The sequence below is a fragment of the Pseudomonas sp. BP11-1-1 genome (assembly GCF_052112105.1).
Lineage (GTDB): Bacteria > Pseudomonadota > Gammaproteobacteria > Pseudomonadales > Pseudomonadaceae > Aquipseudomonas > Aquipseudomonas alvandae.
Genome location: NZ_JAUTYU010000002.1, coordinates 173,380 through 193,428, shown reverse-complemented (window position 1 = coordinate 193,428; position 20,049 = coordinate 173,380). Strand labels below are relative to the sequence as shown.

Here is a 20,049-nt window from a genome sequence, read left to right as displayed (position 1 = left end):
AGTCCCTTCCAAGCTCGCTGACAACGAACACTCAAGACCGCTGAGCATTCGATGCGAGCAATTCCTTCAATATCGCCGCCGGGTCGGCTCGTTTCTGCTGACGATAATCCCCGACATGACGAACGAATAACGTTGCACGCGCCACCAGGCTCTTGCCCAGTACCGGTTTGCGCTCAAGCTCTTCCTTGATGCGCTGGAACTGCGCCTGGATCACGGCATCGGTGTAGCGCGTGCCGGTTGCCAGGTTGTCGATGTAGATCGCCACCGCGCCGTCCAGCGCACTGCGGCCGTTGTCGATGGCCGTGGCGAACAGCGTGGCGCTGGCCTCGTCCTTGGCATCCAAGGCCGCCTGCCGACTGTTCTGCAGATTGGTCAGGCGGATGTTGTAGTTGTTGATGGTCTCGGCCACCAGCGCCGAAGACTGGATCAGGTTGCCCGCCGCTTCTTCGCGCTGCTGGGCGATGAGCGAGACGTTGCGCTTGAGCTCTTCGTTGACCAGGCCCAACTCGGCTTGCAGGCGCGGATCGGTGCTCGCGGAGATGATGCTGTCCAGGCGCTTGGTCGGGTCGTCGGCGTCGTCGATGGCATCGGTCAAGGATGCAAGCCGGCCCTCCTTCTGCCACTGGGCGAACAATTCCTTGTAGCGCGAACGCGGCGCCGACAACGCGCCGACGGCCACCCGAAAACCGGTGGTTTCGTTGCTTTGCTCAGTGCCGTCGGCAGCAAATAACGGGTACTCGCGGCGCATGCCGGTGAACAGCGTGCCCTCGCCTTCCAGGTAATTACCGCCCTTGACCACGAAGCCGCCATAGGCGCCCTGGCGGCGACCGGCGTGCACCAACTGGAACGATTCCTGGACCATCTCGGCGGCGTTGCCGACCACATCGAACAGGCCGATGGGGTTCGGCAATTTGGTGCCGATAGGCATCAGCCGCGCAGCCTGGCCGGTGCCGCCGGCGACCTGGTTGAACACCGCCCAATCGGCCAGCGGCCCGTCGCTTTCACTGCCTTCCAGGCGTCGTGGAAACAGCCGGCCTTCCAACTCTTGACGGCTGACGGCTTGCCCACCCCGGGCGGCGAACTCCCACTCCACTTCGGTGGGCAGCCGCACGAAGCCCAGGCCGCCGTCTTCGGCGGAAGTGCCGCGACCGCTCACCGGCAGCAGGTCCTTGTGATATTTCATCAGCCAGGCGCTGTACACCGCCGAGAAGCGCTCGGCCTCGAACTTCGACAGCTTCACCTTGGGTAAGCGCCCGGCCATGCCCTGGGGCAACTCGGCCAACAGCGCCTCGCAGGCCGGCGCCGCTTCGCCACTGGCCAGCGACTGCGCCTGCGCCATGACCTGGGCGTACTGGCGAGCGGTGACTTCGTACTTGCCGATGAAGTACAGCATCGGCTTAAGCGGCGTCTTGGCGTCGGTCTTGGGCATCAACGGCGTGATGGTCTTGTTCCAGTCCTTGGGCAGGTCCTTGAGGGTGAACTGGCCGTTGATGAAGTCGCGCCGGTAGCCGGAAATGAACGACTGTTGATAGCCCGCCTCGCCTTCGCTGAACGGGTAGCCGAGGCTGATCTCGCGATCGTCCAGGGTGCCTTGGGCGAGGATATAGACGTAGCGGAACACCATCTGCCCTTCACACGGCAGCGGCAGGCTGACGTCGTCGGGCAACGGCTTGGGATTGTCCAGCTTGTCCGTGCCCTCATCCGCCCAGACCAGACTGGCCAGGCTCAGCGCCACGGCGGCACCCAATAACTTATACATCGCGAATTCCTTCACACGCCTGGATGCGCGCCACCCGCCAACCACCGCAAGCCGCCGCGACGGCGCTGACGCCGAGCACGGCCACCAGGGCCAAGGTGTAATGACGCACCAGCAGATGGCTGGCGTACTCGCCGGGCATCTGCGCAAATAAAAGATTCAGGCCCGACTGCGCCAGGCCATACAGGCCAGCGCTCAGCAGGGCCGCAAACGTGGCGCTGTAGAGCGCCTGCAACACCACGAACAACAACAGTGCCGCGGTGGAAACCCCCAACAGGCGCAGCACCGACAGCTCGCGGCGCTTGCGTTCGACCGCCGCCAGGGCACCGGCAAAGATCGCCGCGAAGGCGCCGGCCAACGCCAACCCGGCGATGATCCAGAACACGATCGACAGGTTGCGGCTCAACGATTGCACTTGTGCGATGGTCTGGGCCTGGGTCGACACCAACAGGTTCTGCCCGGCGAAGAACTGGCGCAGCGGCTCGACATCGCCCAAGTTGCGCGCGTACAAGCGAAACGCCGGATAGACCCGTTGCCCGGCCTCGCCCACCGCATCGCCCGGCCAACCGAACGCGGGCACGGCGCGACCGTCACGGTAATCTTCCGCGGCTTCGAGCAAGGCCAACGGTGCGAACAAACCGTCCCTCGCAAAGGCTTCCAGCGGCAGCACGTTCAACACCTGAACCCGCGTGCGCTGCGCCTCGCTGCGACCGGCCACCTGCCGACCGAAACTGGCCTGCAACCAATCACCGGCCTTGGCGCCGAGCTTTTCAGCAGCAGTCTGGCTGAGCACCACTTGATCCAAGCCTTGTGGCACCGGCAGGTGATCGAACAAAGGGTCGCCAGCGGCAGTGGGAATCATCTCGACCGTGACGGCGGCAGCCTCGCTGCTCAGGTCCGCCGTGGCCGCGATCTGTCGGGTGCGCGGCAAGGCAAACGCCACATCACTGCGCTGCGCCAACTGTTCAACGAATCCGGCACTGAAGCGGCCGCCGCCCAAGGGAATGATTTCCCGGGTGGCCGGGTCGTTTTGCAGGCGTTCGGTCAGGCTGCTGACCAGGCCGAACTTCAGGCCGAACAGCACCAGCAACGGCGCCACCACGGCCACCAACGCCAGCACCGAACACGCCGACAGCCAGGCGTCGTTGCGGTAATCCTGCCAGGCCAGGGAAGCCACCAGCGCGCCGCGCATCAGCAAGCCTCCCCGAGCGTGGCCGTCACGCCACCGTCGACATCGCGACGGCAACTGATGCGGCGCACCTGCAAGCCGCTGGCGCGGGCCAGCGCTTCGTCATGGGTGGCAACCACGCAGCACACGCCGTGCTCGCGGGCCTGGGTGACCAGCAATTGCATGACGCGTTCGGCGTTCAGCGGGTCGAGGGCGGCGGTCGGCTCATCGGCCAGCAGCAGGCGCGGGCCATGGGCCAACGCCCGGGCGCAACTGACCCGCTGGCGCTGGCCGACGGAAAGGTCCGCCGGTTTCTTGTCCAGTTGATCGGCAATGTCCAATTGTCCGGCCAGGCGCTTCACGCTGCCGTCATCCTTCAAGCCCAGCAATTTGCGCGACAACTCGATGTTGCCGCGTACGTCCAGGAAGCCCAGCAGGCCACCGGTTTGCAGAACATAGCCCAGGTGACGGCTGCGCAGCTCGGCCAAGGTGCCTTGTTGCGACGCACGCCACAGTTTGGCGATGTCCAGCGGCGCGTTGGCGGGCGTGAAGTCGAACTGCCCGGCCTGATCCGGCGCCAGGACCAGCGCCAGCAAGTCCAGCAAGGTGCTCTTGCCGCAGCCGCTGGGGCCGACCACCGCCAGTTGTTCACCGGCGCGCAGTTGCAGCCGGGGTATCACCAGGCTGTAGCGTTGGCCGCCGGCGCCCCGGCTTTTGTGCACCGCGCTCAGGTTCAGCATCACGGCAGCGTCGACAACGGAACGCGGTACAACGCATCGCCCGGCTCGGCATCGCCGAAGCGCACCCAGTTGGCGAGGTCATTGTGGAAGGTTTCGTAGAGGCGGATCTTCGACTCCAGCTCGTCGATGAAATCCTCCTGCTCGGCGACGCTCAACGACAGCCACAAGTCCTGGGTCATGTTTAGCGATTTGCTGCGGTACGGCAGCCCTTCCAGGTACTCGCCGAGAATCCCGCCGGTGGCGAGGTTGCCACCCTTGCGCAGGGCCGACGGGTCGCGGCTCATGTAGGCGCTGGCGCTGGCGATTTCCTGGAAGAAGTCCTTGGGTGAACTCTGGGTCTTGCGCGCCGCGTCGACGATCAGTTTCAGCGACTGTTGCAGATCGTTGAGTTGCAGCTTGGTCAGCATCACGCAGACCTGGAATGCCGGCAGCGCCGGGTTGGTCAGGTCACGGTCGGCGGTCCAGGCGCTGACCAGTTGCGGCGCCTGGCTGGCGGATTTGCGCCCCAGGAAATCCATGTGCATTGCGTAGCCGACCGCTGCCGATTTGTCGGTCAGGCTTGGCGCGGCGCTGAGCAACGGCACGCTCTGCGGCTTATTGCTGCGCACTTGATGGACGAGGTCGGCGAACACCGAACCGATCTCGTCGACGCGCTCGCCGAACTTGCGCACATCGGCGCCCGGCACCGGGATGTACAGGTCGCCGATCTGCGGGTTGGCGTCGGCGGTCAGCGTGCGGTATTGGCTCTGGGCGCCGGCGTGGGTCTTCTTGCCGGCGTCGCTGAGCAGGTGCAGCGCATAGATCTTGATCTGCTTGCCCAGCGCCGCCTGGCGCACTTCGGCCTCGTTCATTTGCGTGGCGGCGAACGGGTCGTTCTTGCGCAGCGCACCGGCATCGGTGACCAGCAGGATCAGGCGTCCGCCGTAGCCGGACCAGTCCATGCCTTCGACGGCTTCCATGACCCCGGCGAACGCATCTTCGTTGAACGAATGGCTCGACACCGTGGAGGCCTTGACCTGCCGCGCCATCTCCAGGAAGCGTTGCGGGTCGCGGCCCTGTTCCAGGGTGATCAAGGTCTTGGCGGTGTACTCCAGGCCCGGGGTTTTCTTGATGCTGCTGCGAAAACCGACCATGCCGAAACTGACGCTGTCGAGTTCGCCGCGTTCGCCGATGCGGGTCTGCAGCTGGTGCACCACGTCACGGACCTGATCGATGTAGGGCTGCATCGACACGGTGGTGTCCACCACCAGCACCACGGCGGTGCGGAACGCGTCGGCGTTGGCGGTGGTGATCGGTGTGTTGCCCGAAGCCTTGGGGATGTTGCCCGGGTCGATAGAGGCCACGTTCAACAACTGCACCGGCTGGCCGTTGTCGTCGAAGCTCTCGCGGGAATCGAAGATCGGCAAGAGGTAGAACTGGTTCTGCGGCACGGCGCTGGCGGCCGGTTCCAGGGCCAGCACTTGCTGGTCGTCCTGGGGACTCTGCTGGGCCTTGAGCAACACGTTCTTGGCCGCCGACGGATTGGCCAGCAGCTTCTCCACCTCGCCGGGCTGGCGCAGGAACATCACCGGCGCACGGCCGGAGCGCTCGGTGAACTTGAGCACCAGGCTCTGTTTCCAGTCGCTGACCTGGGCGGCGGGCAACCAGCCGTCGCTGCGTCCGTCGGTGGCCGCGCCGACGCGCACCCATCCGCTGCCATCCACGTCTTTGCGCTGGTAGACATACAACACGGAAAACGCCGGCAAAGCCTTGTCCGGCGCGGCGCCCGGTTCGGCGGCCAACTTCGCTCCCGGCTTGCTGAGCACGCGCTGGAACAGGGTTTTCTTGCCGGCCATCAGCAGCGGACGCTGGCCGCCGTCGGCCTCGGTCGCCACGGGCGGCTGGGCTGGAGGGGCGACGGGAGGCTTGACCGCAGGTACCTCGGGGGCTTTCGGTGGGGCGACCTCCGGAGGCTTGACCGATGTTGTCTTGGCCACCGGCGTCTTCACTTCCTTGCCATCGCCGCCAGCCAACCACCAATAACCCGCGCCGCCCAACGCCAGCGCCACGGCAACCGCGACAGCCGCCAGGGCGAACACCGGCCCCTTGCGCTGCTCCGACACGGTGGACTGCGGCGTCGGCTTGGCCGGCGGCGGAACAGGCTTGGGTTGTGGCTGCGACTGCGGTTGCGCGGGCCCGCTGGGAATGTCGATGGACATGGGCGTCAATCCCGCCAAGTCATCCACCGGAGGCGGCACGGCAGGCAGTTCAAACGACAACGGCCGGATCAGCGTCGCTTCCGACGATTCCTGGGGCAAATTGTCCAACGCCCGCAGCAACGCCGCCGCGTCCGGGAAGCGCTCCGCCGGATCCTTCGCCAGCAGCTTGCGCAACACGTCCTGGTAACGGCCGTGATGCACCGGCAGTTCCGGCAAGGGTTCGGTCAGGTGTGCCAGCGCCGTCGACAGCGCGTCACTGCCGGTGTAGGGCAGCTTGCCGACGAGGATTTCGTAGAGCACCACACCCAGGGCGTACAGGTCGGCGCGGCCATCGATGTCTTGGCCTCGGGCCTGTTCCGGGCTCATGTAGCTCGGTGTGCCGACGGCGAAACCGGCCTGGGTGAATTGGGTGCGGTCGTCCAGGGACTTGGCGATGCCGAAGTCCGAGAGCACCGCCGTGCCGTCGGCACGAAACAGAATGTTGGCCGGCTTCACGTCGCGGTGGACCAGGCCCAAGCCGTGAGCGTAACCCAGGGCCGAGGCGATCTGGCGGATGTAGGTCAGGCCCTGCTCCGGCGTCAGGCCCGCGGCGATGCGCTCCTTGAGCGTGCCGTTGGGCAGGTATTCCATCGCCATGTAATACAACTCACCGACGTTGCCGATGTCATGGATGGTGACGGTGTGCGGGTGCGACAGGCGCGCCAGGGTCTTGCCTTCGCGCAGGAAACGTTCGCAAAACGTCGGGTCGGCGGCCAGGGCGGCGGCCATGACTTTCAGCGCCACCTTGCGTTCCAGCGAGCGCTGGGTCGCCAGGTACACGCTGGCCATCGCGCCTTCGCCGATCTCGCCGTCGATGTCGTATCCGGGGATGACAATGTTCAGGGTCAAGCTCATGACGGCACCTTCACGACGACCACGGTGATGTTGTCCGGCGCGCCGCGCATCAGGCCCAGGGACACCAGGCTGCTGGCGATCTCGCCGGGCTCGTCGTGGCTCAAGACTTCACGGATTTCCTCGTCCTCGACGGTCTTGGTCAGGCCGTCGCTGCACAACAGGTAGCTGTCGCCGGGCACCAGCAACAGCTCAGTCATCGCCAGGTTCAGTTGCGCCTCGACGCCGATGGCGCGGGTGACGATGTTGGCGCGCGGATGCACGCGGGCCTCGGCTTCACTGAGCAGGCCGCTGTCTTGCAAATCCTGGACGTAGCTGTGGTCCCGGGAAATGCTTTCGAGCACGCCGTCGCGCAAGCGATACAAGCGGCTGTCGCCGGCCCACAGGCACATGCCGCGCAGGTCGCGGGCGGCCAGCACCACCACGGTGCTGCCCATCATGGTCACGCCACGGTTGGCGGTTTCTTCGCGCACGGCGGCGTTCACCCGCAGCAGGTCGCTTTGCAGCGCCGCGATGTATTCATCCAGGGAACGGCCTACCGCGATGCTGCGCAGGCTATCGACGATCAGGCTGCTGACGTAGTCGCCCGCCGCGTGCCCGCCCATGCCGTCGGCCACCACCCACAGGCCGTTTTCCGGCAGGTCCAGGCAGGCGTCTTCGTTGACCTGGCGGACCATGCCGACGTGGCTCTTGCTGGCAGACTTGATTGCTTTTCCGGCACTTGGACGCATCTACACAACACCTTCTTGGCCGAGCAAAAATTGCGCAAAATCAGCCGCCGCCGGCAATCCCTGGCAGCGCATCAAACCGGGCGCGATGCGCTCCGAACCCTGGCCCCACCACAGGCTCGCGCCTTCGCAGGACGACTCGGCGAGGGCGTTCATCCTTCGCTGCGGGTCGGTGGCGTCGAAGCGATGCAGGCTGGCGAAGCGGCTGCTCGGGGTGCGCGGCAGGTACATCGGGCTACCCAGGTTTTCCAGCTGTTCGTTGAATGCCTCGAAACTGGCCTCGACGCTCAATGTGCTCAGCAAAAGGTTCTCGACCCGCTCGAACCAGTCGTCCGCGCCACCGACCACCGAGGCCGGGTCCGCATCCGGGTCCAGCAATACCGCGACGGTCAGCGGAAAATAGCGCCCGACCCGGTCGATGCTCGGCATCACCACGCCAACGGCAGCGTCCGGCCCGCACACGCCGGGCGCGACCATGAAACGCCACAGCGGGCTGACCAGATAGGCGTCCAGCCAACGCTCGCCGAGGCTGGTCTGGCTGGCGAGCAAACCCGCCGCCAGCCAGGAGTCCCACGGCCCGATAAAGCTCTGGGGCAAGCCGCGACTGACGAAGTCCCCGCGACTGGCCAACTTTCCATAGAAGCCCGGCGTACTCATAGACGCTCCGGCAGGCTGAAACCGCTGAGTACTCGGCTCTTGAACGGGTTGAACGCACTGTTGGCGCGCAATTCGTAAGAGGCGCTGGCGCCATCGACCCGCAGCCGCAGGTTGAAGCGATCCGGCGAGTTGCCGGCGGTCAGGTCCGATTGCTCCAGCAGGCGGAACCAGGCCCACGGCCCGTCCAGTGTGATGCCGGAACGACCGCTGGACGACGGTGGCATGATCGAGATCCGCACCACGCCGATGCTGCCTGGGTTCGGCCACTGCATGGCGGTCGGCCGGCTCGGGCCGTGGTCGTAGCTCAACTGCTGGCCGTCGAGGTCGAGGAGGAATTGGGTGATGGTCGAATCCATCGCCACCGGCTTGAGCTCGAAGCGCACCATCGGCTGCGTGCCGCCGGAACGGAAGAACGCATCGCGGATGGTCGCCGCACGCTGGAAGGTCTGCAGCACACCCGGGGAAATCCCGAGCTTCTGCGCCGCGCCCGGCTGCCAGCGCCAAGTCTGCGTCGAGGTGTCCACGTACGGTTGCAGGTACTTGCGGAAGTAGTTGTCCATCACCCCGCCGACGCCGAAGAACTGGCCGAAGTCATCCAGGGTCGCGTCCCGCGCGCTGCCCGGCGACATCGGATAACGCCCGGCCAGGGACTGGCGATAGATGTTCACCACTTCGCTGGTCCAGGCGGCGTTCAGTTGATTGCGTACCCCGCCCATCATGGTGTTGGTGGTGGAGTTGACCACCGACTTGACCAGGCCTTGCACCAGCGGCGGCTGGCGTTCGGCATTGAGGCTGACGCGGGTCGCGGCGGCCGACGCCTGGTTCTTGGCCTCGCCAAGCAAGGCATCGCCGCTGGCACCGACCATGGCGCTGACTTGCACGTACAGCGCGTTCATGTCGGACAGCAGGCCGTCGATAGCTGCAGGTTCGCCTTCGTTCTTGTTGACGATGCTGTTGAGCTCGGCGAAATGCGCGGTGATCGGGTCATCGCTGGTGGCCGGCGCGTTTGACGTCGCCTGTTCCTGGCCGAGCAAGCTGCCCAGGCGCTCCTTGAGCTTGTCCACGCCACCTTCCACCGGCGCGCCTTGTGCGGCCAGCAGGCGTTCATCCTGTTGCAGGTCGGTTTCCTTCGCCACCGCCACCAGCAGCTTTTTCAACGGCGAGGTCGGGCCGGAAATCACCCGCAGCACGTCGGCGGCCTGGGCCACGCTAGTGATCGGCACAAAGTCGATGTCGGCCAGCAAGGCGTCCCATTGGCGCATGTAGTCCTGGAAGTACAAGCGACGCACATCGGCGGCCAGGCTGGCGACGTTCTGCTGATCGGCCTCTTCGTGGCCCAGTACCCATTGTTCTTCGGCCAGGGTGCCGGTCTGGCTCAGGCTGCTGAGCAAGAACCCCTGGCGGTAGCCTTTGACGGTGAAGAACCCGCTCAGCGGTTCGCCCAATGGCTTGCCGCTCTTGCGACTGAACACCAACGCGGCGTCACGCCCGGCGGCTTCGTTGATGCGAAAGTCCGGGATGCCTTCGGGCAGCTTCTGGCGCTTGATGCGGTCGTAGACGCGTTGGGCCACCGGCAGTTGTTGCAGCTGGCGACGCAGGTCTTCGATCAGGCGCGGGTCGAGGCGCGCGGTCGGCGGACGCCGCTCGAACAGCGCCTGCAAATGCCCGGTCAAGGCCAGGCGCTGCTCGGCCGGCAAATCCCGTGGCAGGCTGCGGTCCCAATCCAGGGCGATCCAGGCCTTGATGAAGTCGGCGTCGTAATGCTCGTTATCAGCGAGCATCAGGTAAGCCTTCAAGCCTTCGTAGAGGAAGTCCGAATTGCCGCCGCTGTGCAGTTGCTCTTCGATGCGCGTCAGCAGGCGTGGCGCGAACACCGCGATCAACAGCTTGCGGTAGACGCTGCCGGACTCGGCTTCGAGCATGTCGCCCTGATACAGGCCCAGGCCTTCAGCCCAGTCGGGCGCGTCGCCGGCCAAATGCTTGACGGCATTGAGCAGTGGCAACACCGCAAGGACGTCGCGCTGGGCCGGGCTGAGGTTCTGCACGGTCTGGCCCAGCGGCGCGACTTTCTGATCGACCTGGGCGATGTAGGCCTGGTTGGCGCGGTAGCTGACCCACCACAACGTGCTGACCACCAACACCAGCACGACGGTGGACGCGAGCACACCACGGGCGATCCATTTGCGTCGACGCTCGACCTTCGGATCGACACCCACCAGTCCGCGCTCGGCAAACGCCACGGCGCTGAAGAGTTTTTCGATGAAGTAACTGCGCCCGGTGCCGGTCTGGCGCGCCAGGTGCTGGCGGTCCAGGTTCATGCTCTGGGCCATGGAGCCGATCAGGCGATCGATCGGGCTGCCTTCCTGGGTGCCGCTGGTGAAATACACACCGCGCAGCAACACCCGCTCTTCAAAGGCGTTGGGTTTGAACACGCCGTCGAGGAAGCTTTGCAGGCAGTCCTTCAACGCCCCGAACTGCTGCGGGAAGCCGTAGATCAGGTCGCGCCGCGCCGGGTCGCGTTCTTGTTGCAGGCGTTCCACCAGGCGGTCGTTGAGACGCTGCTCCAGCAAGGTGAATTCGCTTTGCAGGTGCGCCAACGGGCTGTCGTTGCTCTTGCCATCGTCCAGGGCGAAGGTCATGCCCCAGACCTGGGCGCGCTCTTCCTTGCTCAGGCTGTCGAAGTACTCCATGAAGCCCGGCACCAAGTCGAGCTTGGTCAGCATCAGGTAGACCGGGAAACGCACGCCTAGCTGGGTGTACAACTCCTGGATCCGCAGGCGAATCGCTGCGGCGTGGGCGGCGCGTTCGGCGTCGCTGCCCAACAGCAGGTCCGAAAGGCTGATGGCGATGAACGCGCCATCGATCGGCCGACGCGCCCGTTGCTTCTTCAACAGGCCAAGGAAACCCAGCCACGCCGCCTTGTCGACGGTCGCGTCGCTGTCTTGAGTGGTGTAGCGGCCAGCGGTGTCGAGCAGCACCGCCTGGTCGGTGAACCACCAGTCGCAGTTGCGCGTGCCGCCGACACCGCGCACGGCACCGGCACCGAGTTGCGCGGCCAACGGGAAATGCAGGCCGGAGTTGACCAGCGCAGTGGTCTTGCCCGAGCCCGGCGGGCCGATGATCACGTACCACGGCAGTTCGTAGAGGTTGCGACGCTCGTCGCCGCCGAGCTTGGCTTTCTTGAGCAAGGCCAAGGCTTCGTCCATGCGCTGGCGCAGGGTCTCGAGTTCTTCGGCGGTGGCGATGCTGGTCGGGTCGGGCGGGGTCTGCGCGGCCAGGCTGCGCATCACTTCCGCGGCCTGGCGGCGGGCCTGGATAATGCGGAACACCCGGTAGGCGATCCACACCGCGAACACCAGGATGATCAACGTCCAGCGCCGCCCTTCTGGCACCAGCCAATCGAGCAGCGGGCCAACGAACCAGATGATCAGGCTCAGGGCAATCAGCCCCAGCAATGGAATGACCCAGCGGATCATGAAACTGAAAAACGCCTTCACTCGACCCCCTCCGCCAACACTGTGATTTCAACCCGACGATTGCGCGCACGTCCCTCGGTCGTGGCGTTGGACGCCAACGGTTCGGTGTCGCTGCGGCCCTCGGCGCTGAAGCGCTCGGGTTGGCCGGTCTTGGCCGAAAGAATGTCCAGCACCGACCGCGCCCGTGCCTCGGACAAGGCCCAATTGGACGGGAACCTCAACGTGGCAATCGGACGATTGTCGCTGTGGCCGGTCACCAGCACCTGGCCCTTGACCTTGCGCACGGCATCGGCGATGCGCAGCATCAGCGGTTGGAAATCATCCTTGATGCTCGCGCTGCCGGAGGCGAACAGTTCATCGCCACGGATGGTCACCACCGAGCGATCGACGGCGTCTTCCACGGCGACCTTGCCGGAGCGGATTTCATCGGCAAGGAAACCGGCCAGGCGTGGGCGCTCGATCACTTTCGGCTGCACCACCGGACGGTCAATGGTCTGCACCGGGATTTCACCGAGGAAATGGATGTTCTTGAACACCGGCTCGGCATCGGCGGCCAGTTTCATGCGCAGGCCGAACAGCAGCGCCAGCAGCAAAGCCACACCGATGGCCACGGCAATCCACGGCGGCATGAATTGCGCCAGTCGATCGCGGGCCACGGTGACGCCGCGCCAGTGCGGCGACAGCTCGCGTTCATAGTCGCCACGGGCGCTGCGGATCACCGCGCTGGTGCGCTCGCGCAATGCTTCGAGTTGGCTGCGACCGTCGTTCATCACCCGATAGCGGCCTTCAAAACCGAGGCACATGCACAGGTACAGCAGCTCCAGCAGATACAGGCGCTCGCGCGGGCTTTGCAGGCAATGCTCCAGCAGCTGGAACACCTTCTCGCCGCCCCAGGCCTCGTTGTGCACGGTGATCAACAGGCTTTGCTTGCCCCAGTCGCTGGTGCCGCCCCAGGGCGTGCTCAATACCGCCTCATCGAGCGCGGTGCACAAGGCGTAGCGGGCCAGCAATACATCGTTGCGCACCACACCGGCGGCCTCGGCGCGCTCTTCGAACTGGCGCAGGTACGCCAACAGTTGCGCGCGCAAACTGGCCGGCGCCGGGTGGGCGATGGTGTTGCGCAGGCGCGTCAGCAGGGCCAGCAGCGGGCCGGCGGCGCTTTCCAGCGGGTTGAGGCCTTGGGCCTTGCCGGTCAGGACTGGCGCGGCCGGCATCGACAACGGCGCCGGTGCGGGTGCCGGCTGCTGGCGTGCCGGGTCCGGACGGAACGGATCCGCGCCACGGCCACCGGGCGTCGGCATGAACTGGGTACGATCGTCGTTGCTCATCGCGGTTTATCCTCGGATCGCCCAGAACGCCAGGTTCAACCCTGGGAACTGGCCGGCGATATGGAACGCAAAGCCACCGGAGTTGCTGAGTTGCTGCCAGTGGTCGCTGCCCCGGTCCAATTCGTAATAGGTGGAACCGGCGTGGTACGGCAGTTGCCGTGGCGCCACCGGCAACGGCAGCAGGCCGATGCCCGGCAGTTGCAGGTTGACCAGGTCGCGGATGTGCTCCACCGAACCGACCTTGCTCTGCTGGCCGAAGCGGCCGCGCAGGGTTTCGGCGGGCACATCGGCGCGCACCACGAGAATGAAGCTGGCGCTGTCGAGCAGGGTCTTGTCGGCCAGCATCGCCACGTGGATGCCGTAGGCTTTCTCGACAATCGGGATCGGCGTGGCCTTGCTGTCGATCAGCATCGACAAGGCTTCGCGCAGGGCCTGCATCACCGGCGCGTAGCTGAGCGCCAGGTCATCGTGCTGGTAAGGCGGATATTGCTGCGGTCGTCGGCCGGAGGCGGTGAAGGTGGAGAACTCGCCAGCCAGGCTGACCAGTTCGCTGTAGAAACGCTCGGGGTGCAGCGGGCTCAACTGGCTCAGGTGCTGGATCAGCGGCTGGGCGCGGTTGACCAGTTGCAGCAGCATGAAATCGGCGATCTCCGAGGCGCCACCGGCACCGGACGCCACCACCCGCCCGGCCAGGGCTTCGCCACGTTGATGCAGCAGGCCCAGCAGTTCACTGCGGAACGCCGCCAATGGCTTGGAGGCGATGACATCCAGCAGCGGCGGGATGTAGACATCGTCGAGCACCAACGCACGGTCGGCACGTTTTTCCTTGATGCGCACCACGCCGATGGCGGCGTAGTCGCCGATGCCATCCTGCTCGGTCAACAACCGCAGGGCCCGCGAGCCGAGGGCCACCGGCGCGCGGTTTTCGAACGGCGCGTTGTCGTCGCGCACTTCGCACACCTGGCTTACATAACGTGCAGCGCCGAGGTCCTCGCCTTCGTCCACGGTGTCGCGGGCACCGGCGCGCTTGAGCGGCAAGGCCAGGTAGACCAGGCCATCGCGCAGGTTGTCATCGACGTTCAGCGGCGTTGGCGCCAGGTCATCCTGGGGAATGTTGAACGGCGTGCCGTCCGGCAACAGGCCCCGCGCCGAAATGATCGCCAGCTTGCCCTGGGCCAGCAGGCCCTGGTCGATCAGCAATTCGGAAAAACCCCAGGCGCCGGCCGACAAGGGGCGGCTGCGTGCGTCGATGAGGTTTTCCAGGTAACGGTCATGCTGTTGGAAGTGCTGCGTTCCAATGAACATGCCTTCCGACCAGACCACGCGATTGTTCCAGGACATGGGGGCTCCGATTGCTTATTGGGCAGGGCTGGATGGGGTAACGACGACGGCGCTGCGCACGGCGCGCACGTCGAGGCTGATCTGGTATTCGGTGTATTCGCGCGGCGGGACATTCATCACCGTGCGCCACAGCGACTGGTCCAGCTCGCGATAGCCCACCAGGATTCCGATGTGCCGCGTTGAAGGGTCGAGGTCGCGTTGCAGGCTCAATTGCTGGCCGGGCTGGATCAGCACTTCGTCCTGGTCGATCAGGTCGGCGCCGAGGGTGGCCTGGGCTCGCTCGGCCAAGGCGAAATAATCCGAACGGCCAAAGGTCGCGGCATTTTTCAGTTCGAAAATGCGCACCCGGACCGGGGCCGGCTGTCCGGTGGCGCCGGGGTTGAGGCCGGCAATGGCATGGAAATGCAACTCGATGGCGGCGGTGTCGGCCTCAGCTTCTTCGGGCTGGGGTGGGGCCGCATCCTTGGCACACGCCGTCAGCAGAAGCGCTGCGGCGACTGCGAGTAAAAACCTGGGAATCATCCTGCGTCCTCAATGACGTTTGAGCTATCCGTTGTTGACTTGATCAGTATTGTTATAAGACGGCGGCGCTCAACGGCGTCGCTGTCGTGTGCTGTGTTCTTCGTAGGCGCGGCTGAATTCGCGACCGAACAGGTCCTGGAAATCCTCTTGGGCTTCCCGGGAAATGTTGCTGTAGAGCTCGGTGAATTGCTGCCAGTACTGGGCCTGTCGCGAGCCGCTGAAAATGCCCGACAGCCCACCGGGCTTGCCCATGCGCTCTTCCAACTGCGCCGGCTCGAAACGCGCCAGCAAATGCTTGATCGCCGCTTCCACGCCGGCCATCACCGCCAGTTGGTGGGCACGCAGATCATCGAAGCTGTCGCGCACCGCCGCATCCGGCGCCATGAACGCCTGGTTGCCATGGCGCAGCAGTAACAGCAGCGCTTCGTCGACATTGGGGGCGAACTTCAGCGGGTTGTTTTCCACCGGCTGGATCATCGTCTGCTGGATGCGGAATTCACCCTTGAGGCTGCTGCGGGCGCGCAGTACATCGATCAGGCCTTCGACCATCAACCGATAGCTGCGACCGATACTTTCCATCTGGGCTTCGGCGTTGGCCTTGTCCAGGCGCAGCTGATCCAGCCCGGCGCCACGCAGGAAGGCTTGCAGCAGGTCCGGTTGAGAGGTTTGCGCCGGGGTGGCTGTCGGCTCGACGCGGCTGACCGGCGCTTCTTGCTGTGGCGCGGATTCAATCGGCGCAACAACTTCAACCACAGGGATCGGCGGCGGGGGTACTGGTTCAAGCACCGGCAGCGACGGCATGGAAACCGGCTCAGGCAGCGGCGCGACGGGCATCGGTGCCACCGCCACAGACTTGTCGCTGAACGGGTCCCAGTCATCCGGGATGACCGGGGCGGACGTCACGGCCACCGGCTCGAACACTGGCTCAGCCACCGGTGGTGGGCTCGGGCGTGTAATCGGCGTAGGCGGACGGAAATCATGCTGCTCGGCCGGCACGTGGTCCGGCTGGGTGGCCGGCGGGACGCTGGTCGGCGCGAGAAAATCGAACAGGTCCGGCAGCGTGTCCATCGACGACACACCCTGGAAATGCGCCGGCGTACTCACGGGCATTGGCGAAGGCGTATGCACGGGGGCACTCTGGCGTCCCATCAAGGCTTCGAAACTGCTGGGGGCTTCGGCGAACGGGTTGCTGTCGGTCATCGGCAGGTCGAAGTCCACCCGCGCCTGGATCTCGTAGTCACCGATGCGGATCACTTCGCCGTCCTGCAACGGCTCGCTGTTGCCTTTGCGCAAGCGAATACCGGCCTTGACCAATTCCACACCGTTAGTGCTGTTATCGGTCAAGTAATAGCGCCCATCCTTATATTGGATAACGCAATGTTTGCCCGAGACCAGGCGCTCCGGATCCGGTAATACCCAGTCATTATCGGAATTGCGGCCAATTGCCATCACCCCCTGGCCCAAGGTCTTTTCAGAGCACTGTCCGGGGGTAATCTTGTGATAACTAGTGATAGTCAAACACAGCGGCATCTCGCCTCCTTGCTGAATACTTCTTGTCGCCGACGATACATTGGGAGCGGCGCCGGCTATGCGCCACACACCTTGCAAACAACCCGAAACGGCTTTTTGCCAGCATGATTGCTGATCTTAACCGGCCCGCATGACAAAAACCCTGCATCGGTGCGCGCTTCGACCCATGGGTCGCGCGGGTTGTTAAGCACCTCACAACTGTCACATCGGCGAAATAGCTTACCTTGACAACGGATAAGTACTACACCAAAAATGCACAACTTCTTGAATATACATGATGGCACTTTAAGATCATCTCGCACTTATAGCGCCATTATCATCAAGGAACATGTGGAGTTTCATCCGAAACTTGCGTGTGCACTGCCCGACTTCTTCAGCGGGTGATAGGGAGATCGATCCAAGTGGATGTGCCTTTGTTGCTCGCCGCCGTTTCCGCGAATTCGCCTTGCGGTGAAGACCTGGAATATGACGCGGATTTCTTGCGCCTGGAACGCGACTCTCGGGGCCAACCCGAGCGCAGCATGGGCGATTCGATCCTGCCTGCCGAACCTCCCGAGTGGCGCAGCATCCAGCAGCAGAGCCTGGACCTGCTGCAACGCAGCAAAGACCTGCGCATCACCCATTTCCTGCTGCAAAGCTCCCTGGCCCTGGAAGGCATTCCCGGCCTCGCCCGCGTACTGACGCTGATCAGCGAACTGCTCAAGCAGTATTGGGCTGATCTGCATCCGCGCCTGGACGCCGATGACGACAATGACCCCACCGTGCGCATCAACGCCCTCGCCGGCCTGACCTCGGACGTCACCATTCGCTTGCTGCGTGAAAGCATCCTGGCCCGCTCACGGACATTCGGTGCCGTCAGCCTGCGCGCCGCCGCCAATGCCAGCGGCTTGCAGAGTTTTGCCGATGAAAGCCTCGGTGCCGAACAGCTTGCCGGGGCCCTGCTCGACAGCGATCCCGAGCAGTTGGAAACCATCCGTGCCGCCTTGCTGGAAGCCCGCAGCGCCGCCGAAACCATCGAACAGCAAGTCAGCGACCAGGTCGGTTCCGCCCAGGGCGTGGACCTCGGCCCGTTGAAACAACCGCTGAAGATGGCCCTGCAGATTCTCGGTCAGTTCGCCCCACAGAGCGGCGACAGCGACCTCGCCGATCCCGTCGAACCCGACCACACCGCGCCGGCTGAACACCCCAGCGCACCGAGCGCGCCGCGCGGCAGTACCGTCCCGGGGGAAATCAACAACCGTGACGACGTGCTGCGCAGCCTGGACCGGATCCTGGCGTACTACACCCGCCACGAGCCCTCCAGCCCGCTGCCGGTGCTGTTGAACCGGGCGAAGAATCTGGTGCACGCCGACTTTGCGGCGATCGTGCGCAATCTGATTCCCGACGGCATGAGTCAATTTGAAAACCTGCGCGGCCCGGAAAGCGAATAAAAAGCGAGCGGATCACGCAGTCACGTCATAGGTACCCCCGATGACGCCAACACCGTCGCTCAAGCGACCAGGAGCAGCAACGTGGCGAAGCAAAGTTCTCAGAAATTCATCGCGCGCAACCGCGCGCCTCGAGTGCAGATCGAGTACGACGTCGAGCTCTACGGCGCCGAGAAAAAGGTCCAGTTGCCCTTCGTCATGGGCGTCATGGCCGACCTCGCCGGCAAGCCCGCCGAGCCTCTGGCACCGGTGGCCGATCGCAAGTTCCTCGAGATCGATGTCGACAATTTCGACTCGCGCCTCAAGGCCATGCAGCCGCGCGTGGCGTTCCATGTGCCTAACGAACTGACCGGCGAAGGCAACCTGAGCCTGGACCTGACCTTCGAAAGCATGGACGACTTCAGCCCGGCAGCCGTGGCGCGCAAGGTCGATTCGCTGAACAAGCTGCTCGAAGCGCGCACTCAGTTGGCCAACCTGCTGACCTACATGGACGGCAAGACCGGCGCCGAGGAAATCATCATGAAGGCGATCAAGGACCCAGCGCTGTTGCAGGCCCTGGCGAGCGCGCCGAAGCCCGCCGACGCAGAGCCCAAGGCTTAAGGACTAACGATCATGAACGATTTGGTACGCGACAATCAGCCCCAGAACCTGGGCGCCACCGAAGAAACCAGCGAGTTCGCCTCGCTGTTGCTGCAAGAATTCAAACCCAAGACCGAACGCGCCCGCGAAGCCGTCGAGACCGCCGTGCGCACCTTGGCCGAACAGGCCCTGGCGCAGACCGACCTGGTGTCCAACGATGCCATCAAGTCGATCGAGTCGATCATCGCCGCCATCGACGCCAAGCTCACCGCCCAGGTCAACCAGGTCATCCATCACCCGGATTTCCAGCAGTTGGAAAGCGCCTGGCGTGGCCTGCACTACCTGGTCAACAACACCGAGACCGATGAGCAGCTCAAGATCCGCGTGCTCAACATCTCCAAGCCTGACCTGCACAAGACCCTGAAGAAATTCAAGGGCACCGCGTGGGACCAGAGCCCGATCTTCAAGAAGATGTACGAAGAAGAATACGGCCAGTTCGGCGGCGAGCCTTACGGCTGCCTGGTGGGTGACTACTACTTCGACCAGTCGCCACCGGACGTGGAACTGCTGGGCGAACTGTCGAAAGTCTGCGCCGCGATGCACGCACCGTTCATCGCCGCTGCTTCGCCCACCGTGATGGGCATGGGTTCCTGGCAGGAACTGTCGAACCCTCGCGACCTGACCAAGATCTTCACCACTCCGGAATACGCCGGCTGGCGTTCGCTGCGTGAATCGGAAGACTCGCGCTACATCGGCCTGACCATGCCGCGCTTCCTGGCGCGCCTGCCGTACGGCGCCAAGACCGACCCGGTGGAAGCCTTCGCCTTCGAAGAAAACACCGACGGCGCCGACAGCTCCAAGTACACCTGGGCCAACGCTGCGTACGCGATGGCGGTGAACATCAACCGTTCGTTCAAACACTTCGGCTGGTGCTCGCGCATCCGTGGCGTGGAATCGGGCGGTGAAGTGGAAAACCTGCCGGCCCACACGTTCCCGACCGACGACGGCGGCGTGGACATGAAGTGCCCGACGGAGATCGCCATTTCGGACCGCCGTGAAGCGGAACTGGCGAAGAACGGTTTCATGCCGCTGCTGCACAAGAAAAACACCGACTTCGCCGCGTTCATCGGCGCCCAGTCGCTGCAGAAACCGGCCGAATACGACGACCCGGACGCCACCGCCAACGCCAACCTGGCCGCGCGCCTGCCGTACCTGTTCGCCACCTGCCGTTTCGCCCATTACCTGAAGTGCATCGTGCGCGACAAGATCGGTTCCTTCAAAGAGAAGGACGAGATGCAGCGCTGGTTGCAGGACTGGATCCTCAACTACGTCGACGGTGATCCGGCGCACTCCACCGAGACCACCAAGGCCCAGCATCCACTGGCTGCCGCCGAAGTGATCGTCGAAGAAGTCGAAGGCAACCCGGGGTACTACAACTCCAAGTTCTACCTGCGCCCGCACTACCAGCTCGAAGGGCTGACCGTGTCGCTGCGCCTGGTATCGAAACTGCCTTCGGCCAAGGGCGCGTAAAGCTTTACTGAACGGAACAAGGGCCAATGTGGGAGCGAGCTTGCTCGCGATGGCGGTGGATCAGTTGTCATGCCTGAACTTGACACTCCGCTATCGCGAGCAAGCTCGCTCCCACAGGGGATCTTCAGTGGATTGGAGATCGCCTGCGTAACGTTCAACAGCAGTAATTTCGCAAGGT

General features: G+C 64.4%; 14 protein-coding genes. 3 read left to right on the top strand and 11 right to left on the bottom strand.

The window, feature by feature from the left end; translation table 11 throughout:
• Positions 1-31 precede the first annotated feature (31 nt).
• From Q7C33_RS04415 to tagH, 11 genes are all read right to left on the bottom strand, one after another.
• Positions 32-1,759: a formylglycine-generating enzyme family protein gene (locus Q7C33_RS04415; protein ID WP_030138252.1), complete on the bottom strand. Its 1,728-nt coding sequence runs from the start codon at positions 1,757-1,759 to the stop codon at positions 32-34.
• Positions 1,752-2,948 (bottom strand): ABC transporter permease, encoded by a 1,197-nt coding sequence (locus Q7C33_RS04410; protein ID WP_030138251.1) that lies wholly within the window; start codon positions 2,946-2,948, stop codon positions 1,752-1,754. The genes Q7C33_RS04415 and Q7C33_RS04410 overlap by 8 nt, the downstream gene beginning before the upstream one ends.
• Positions 2,948-3,664, bottom strand: a complete 717-nt coding sequence (locus Q7C33_RS04405) for an ABC transporter ATP-binding protein (protein ID WP_198796203.1) — start codon at positions 3,662-3,664, stop codon at positions 2,948-2,950. Before Q7C33_RS04405 ends, Q7C33_RS04410 begins: the two co-directional genes overlap by 1 nt.
• Entirely contained in the window at positions 3,664-6,756 is a 3,093-nt protein-coding gene (locus Q7C33_RS04400) for a serine/threonine-protein kinase (protein WP_334598527.1), read from the bottom strand. Before Q7C33_RS04400 ends, Q7C33_RS04405 begins: the two co-directional genes overlap by 1 nt.
• Positions 6,753-7,484 (bottom strand): PP2C family protein-serine/threonine phosphatase, encoded by a 732-nt coding sequence (locus Q7C33_RS04395; RefSeq protein WP_030138248.1) that lies wholly within the window; start codon positions 7,482-7,484, stop codon positions 6,753-6,755. Before Q7C33_RS04395 ends, Q7C33_RS04400 begins: the two co-directional genes overlap by 4 nt.
• Positions 7,485-8,138: a type VI secretion system-associated protein TagF gene (tagF, locus tag Q7C33_RS04390; protein ID WP_407682905.1), complete on the bottom strand. Its 654-nt coding sequence runs from the start codon at positions 8,136-8,138 to the stop codon at positions 7,485-7,487.
• Entirely contained in the window at positions 8,135-11,635 is a 3,501-nt protein-coding gene (gene tssM / locus Q7C33_RS04385; protein ID WP_407682904.1) for a type VI secretion system membrane subunit TssM, read from the bottom strand. The genes tagF and tssM overlap by 4 nt, the downstream gene beginning before the upstream one ends.
• Positions 11,632-12,942 (bottom strand): DotU family type VI secretion system protein, encoded by a 1,311-nt coding sequence (locus tag Q7C33_RS04380; RefSeq protein WP_030138245.1) that lies wholly within the window; start codon positions 12,940-12,942, stop codon positions 11,632-11,634. Before Q7C33_RS04380 ends, tssM begins: the two co-directional genes overlap by 4 nt.
• Positions 12,943-12,948: 6 nt before the next feature.
• Complete coding sequence (gene tssK / locus Q7C33_RS04375; protein ID WP_030138244.1) at positions 12,949-14,283, bottom strand: type VI secretion system baseplate subunit TssK; 1,335 nt, start codon at positions 14,281-14,283, stop codon at positions 12,949-12,951.
• Positions 14,284-14,298: 15 nt separating this feature from the next.
• Positions 14,299-14,805: a type VI secretion system lipoprotein TssJ gene (gene tssJ, locus Q7C33_RS04370; RefSeq protein WP_030138243.1), complete on the bottom strand. Its 507-nt coding sequence runs from the start codon at positions 14,803-14,805 to the stop codon at positions 14,299-14,301.
• Positions 14,806-14,874: 69 nt separating this feature from the next.
• Positions 14,875-16,335 (bottom strand): type VI secretion system-associated FHA domain protein TagH, encoded by a 1,461-nt coding sequence (gene tagH, locus Q7C33_RS04365; protein WP_407682903.1) that lies wholly within the window; start codon positions 16,333-16,335, stop codon positions 14,875-14,877.
• 401 nt (positions 16,336-16,736) lie between these two features.
• On the opposite strand from tagH, the gene tssA reads away from it, so the two are divergent.
• From tssA to tssC, 3 genes are all read left to right on the top strand, one after another.
• A complete protein-coding gene (tssA, locus tag Q7C33_RS04360; protein WP_407682902.1) occupies positions 16,737-17,765 on the top strand; it encodes a type VI secretion system protein TssA in 1,029 nt (342 codons plus the stop codon).
• A gap of 81 nt (positions 17,766-17,846) precedes the next feature.
• Entirely contained in the window at positions 17,847-18,362 is a 516-nt protein-coding gene (gene tssB, locus Q7C33_RS04355) for a type VI secretion system contractile sheath small subunit (protein WP_025216163.1), read from the top strand.
• 12 nt (positions 18,363-18,374) lie between these two features.
• The gene (gene tssC, locus Q7C33_RS04350) at positions 18,375-19,871 is read left to right on the top strand and encodes a type VI secretion system contractile sheath large subunit (protein ID WP_030138240.1); all 1,497 of its coding nucleotides are present in this window, start codon (positions 18,375-18,377) and stop codon (positions 19,869-19,871) included.
• Positions 19,872-20,049: the final 178 nt, after the last annotated feature.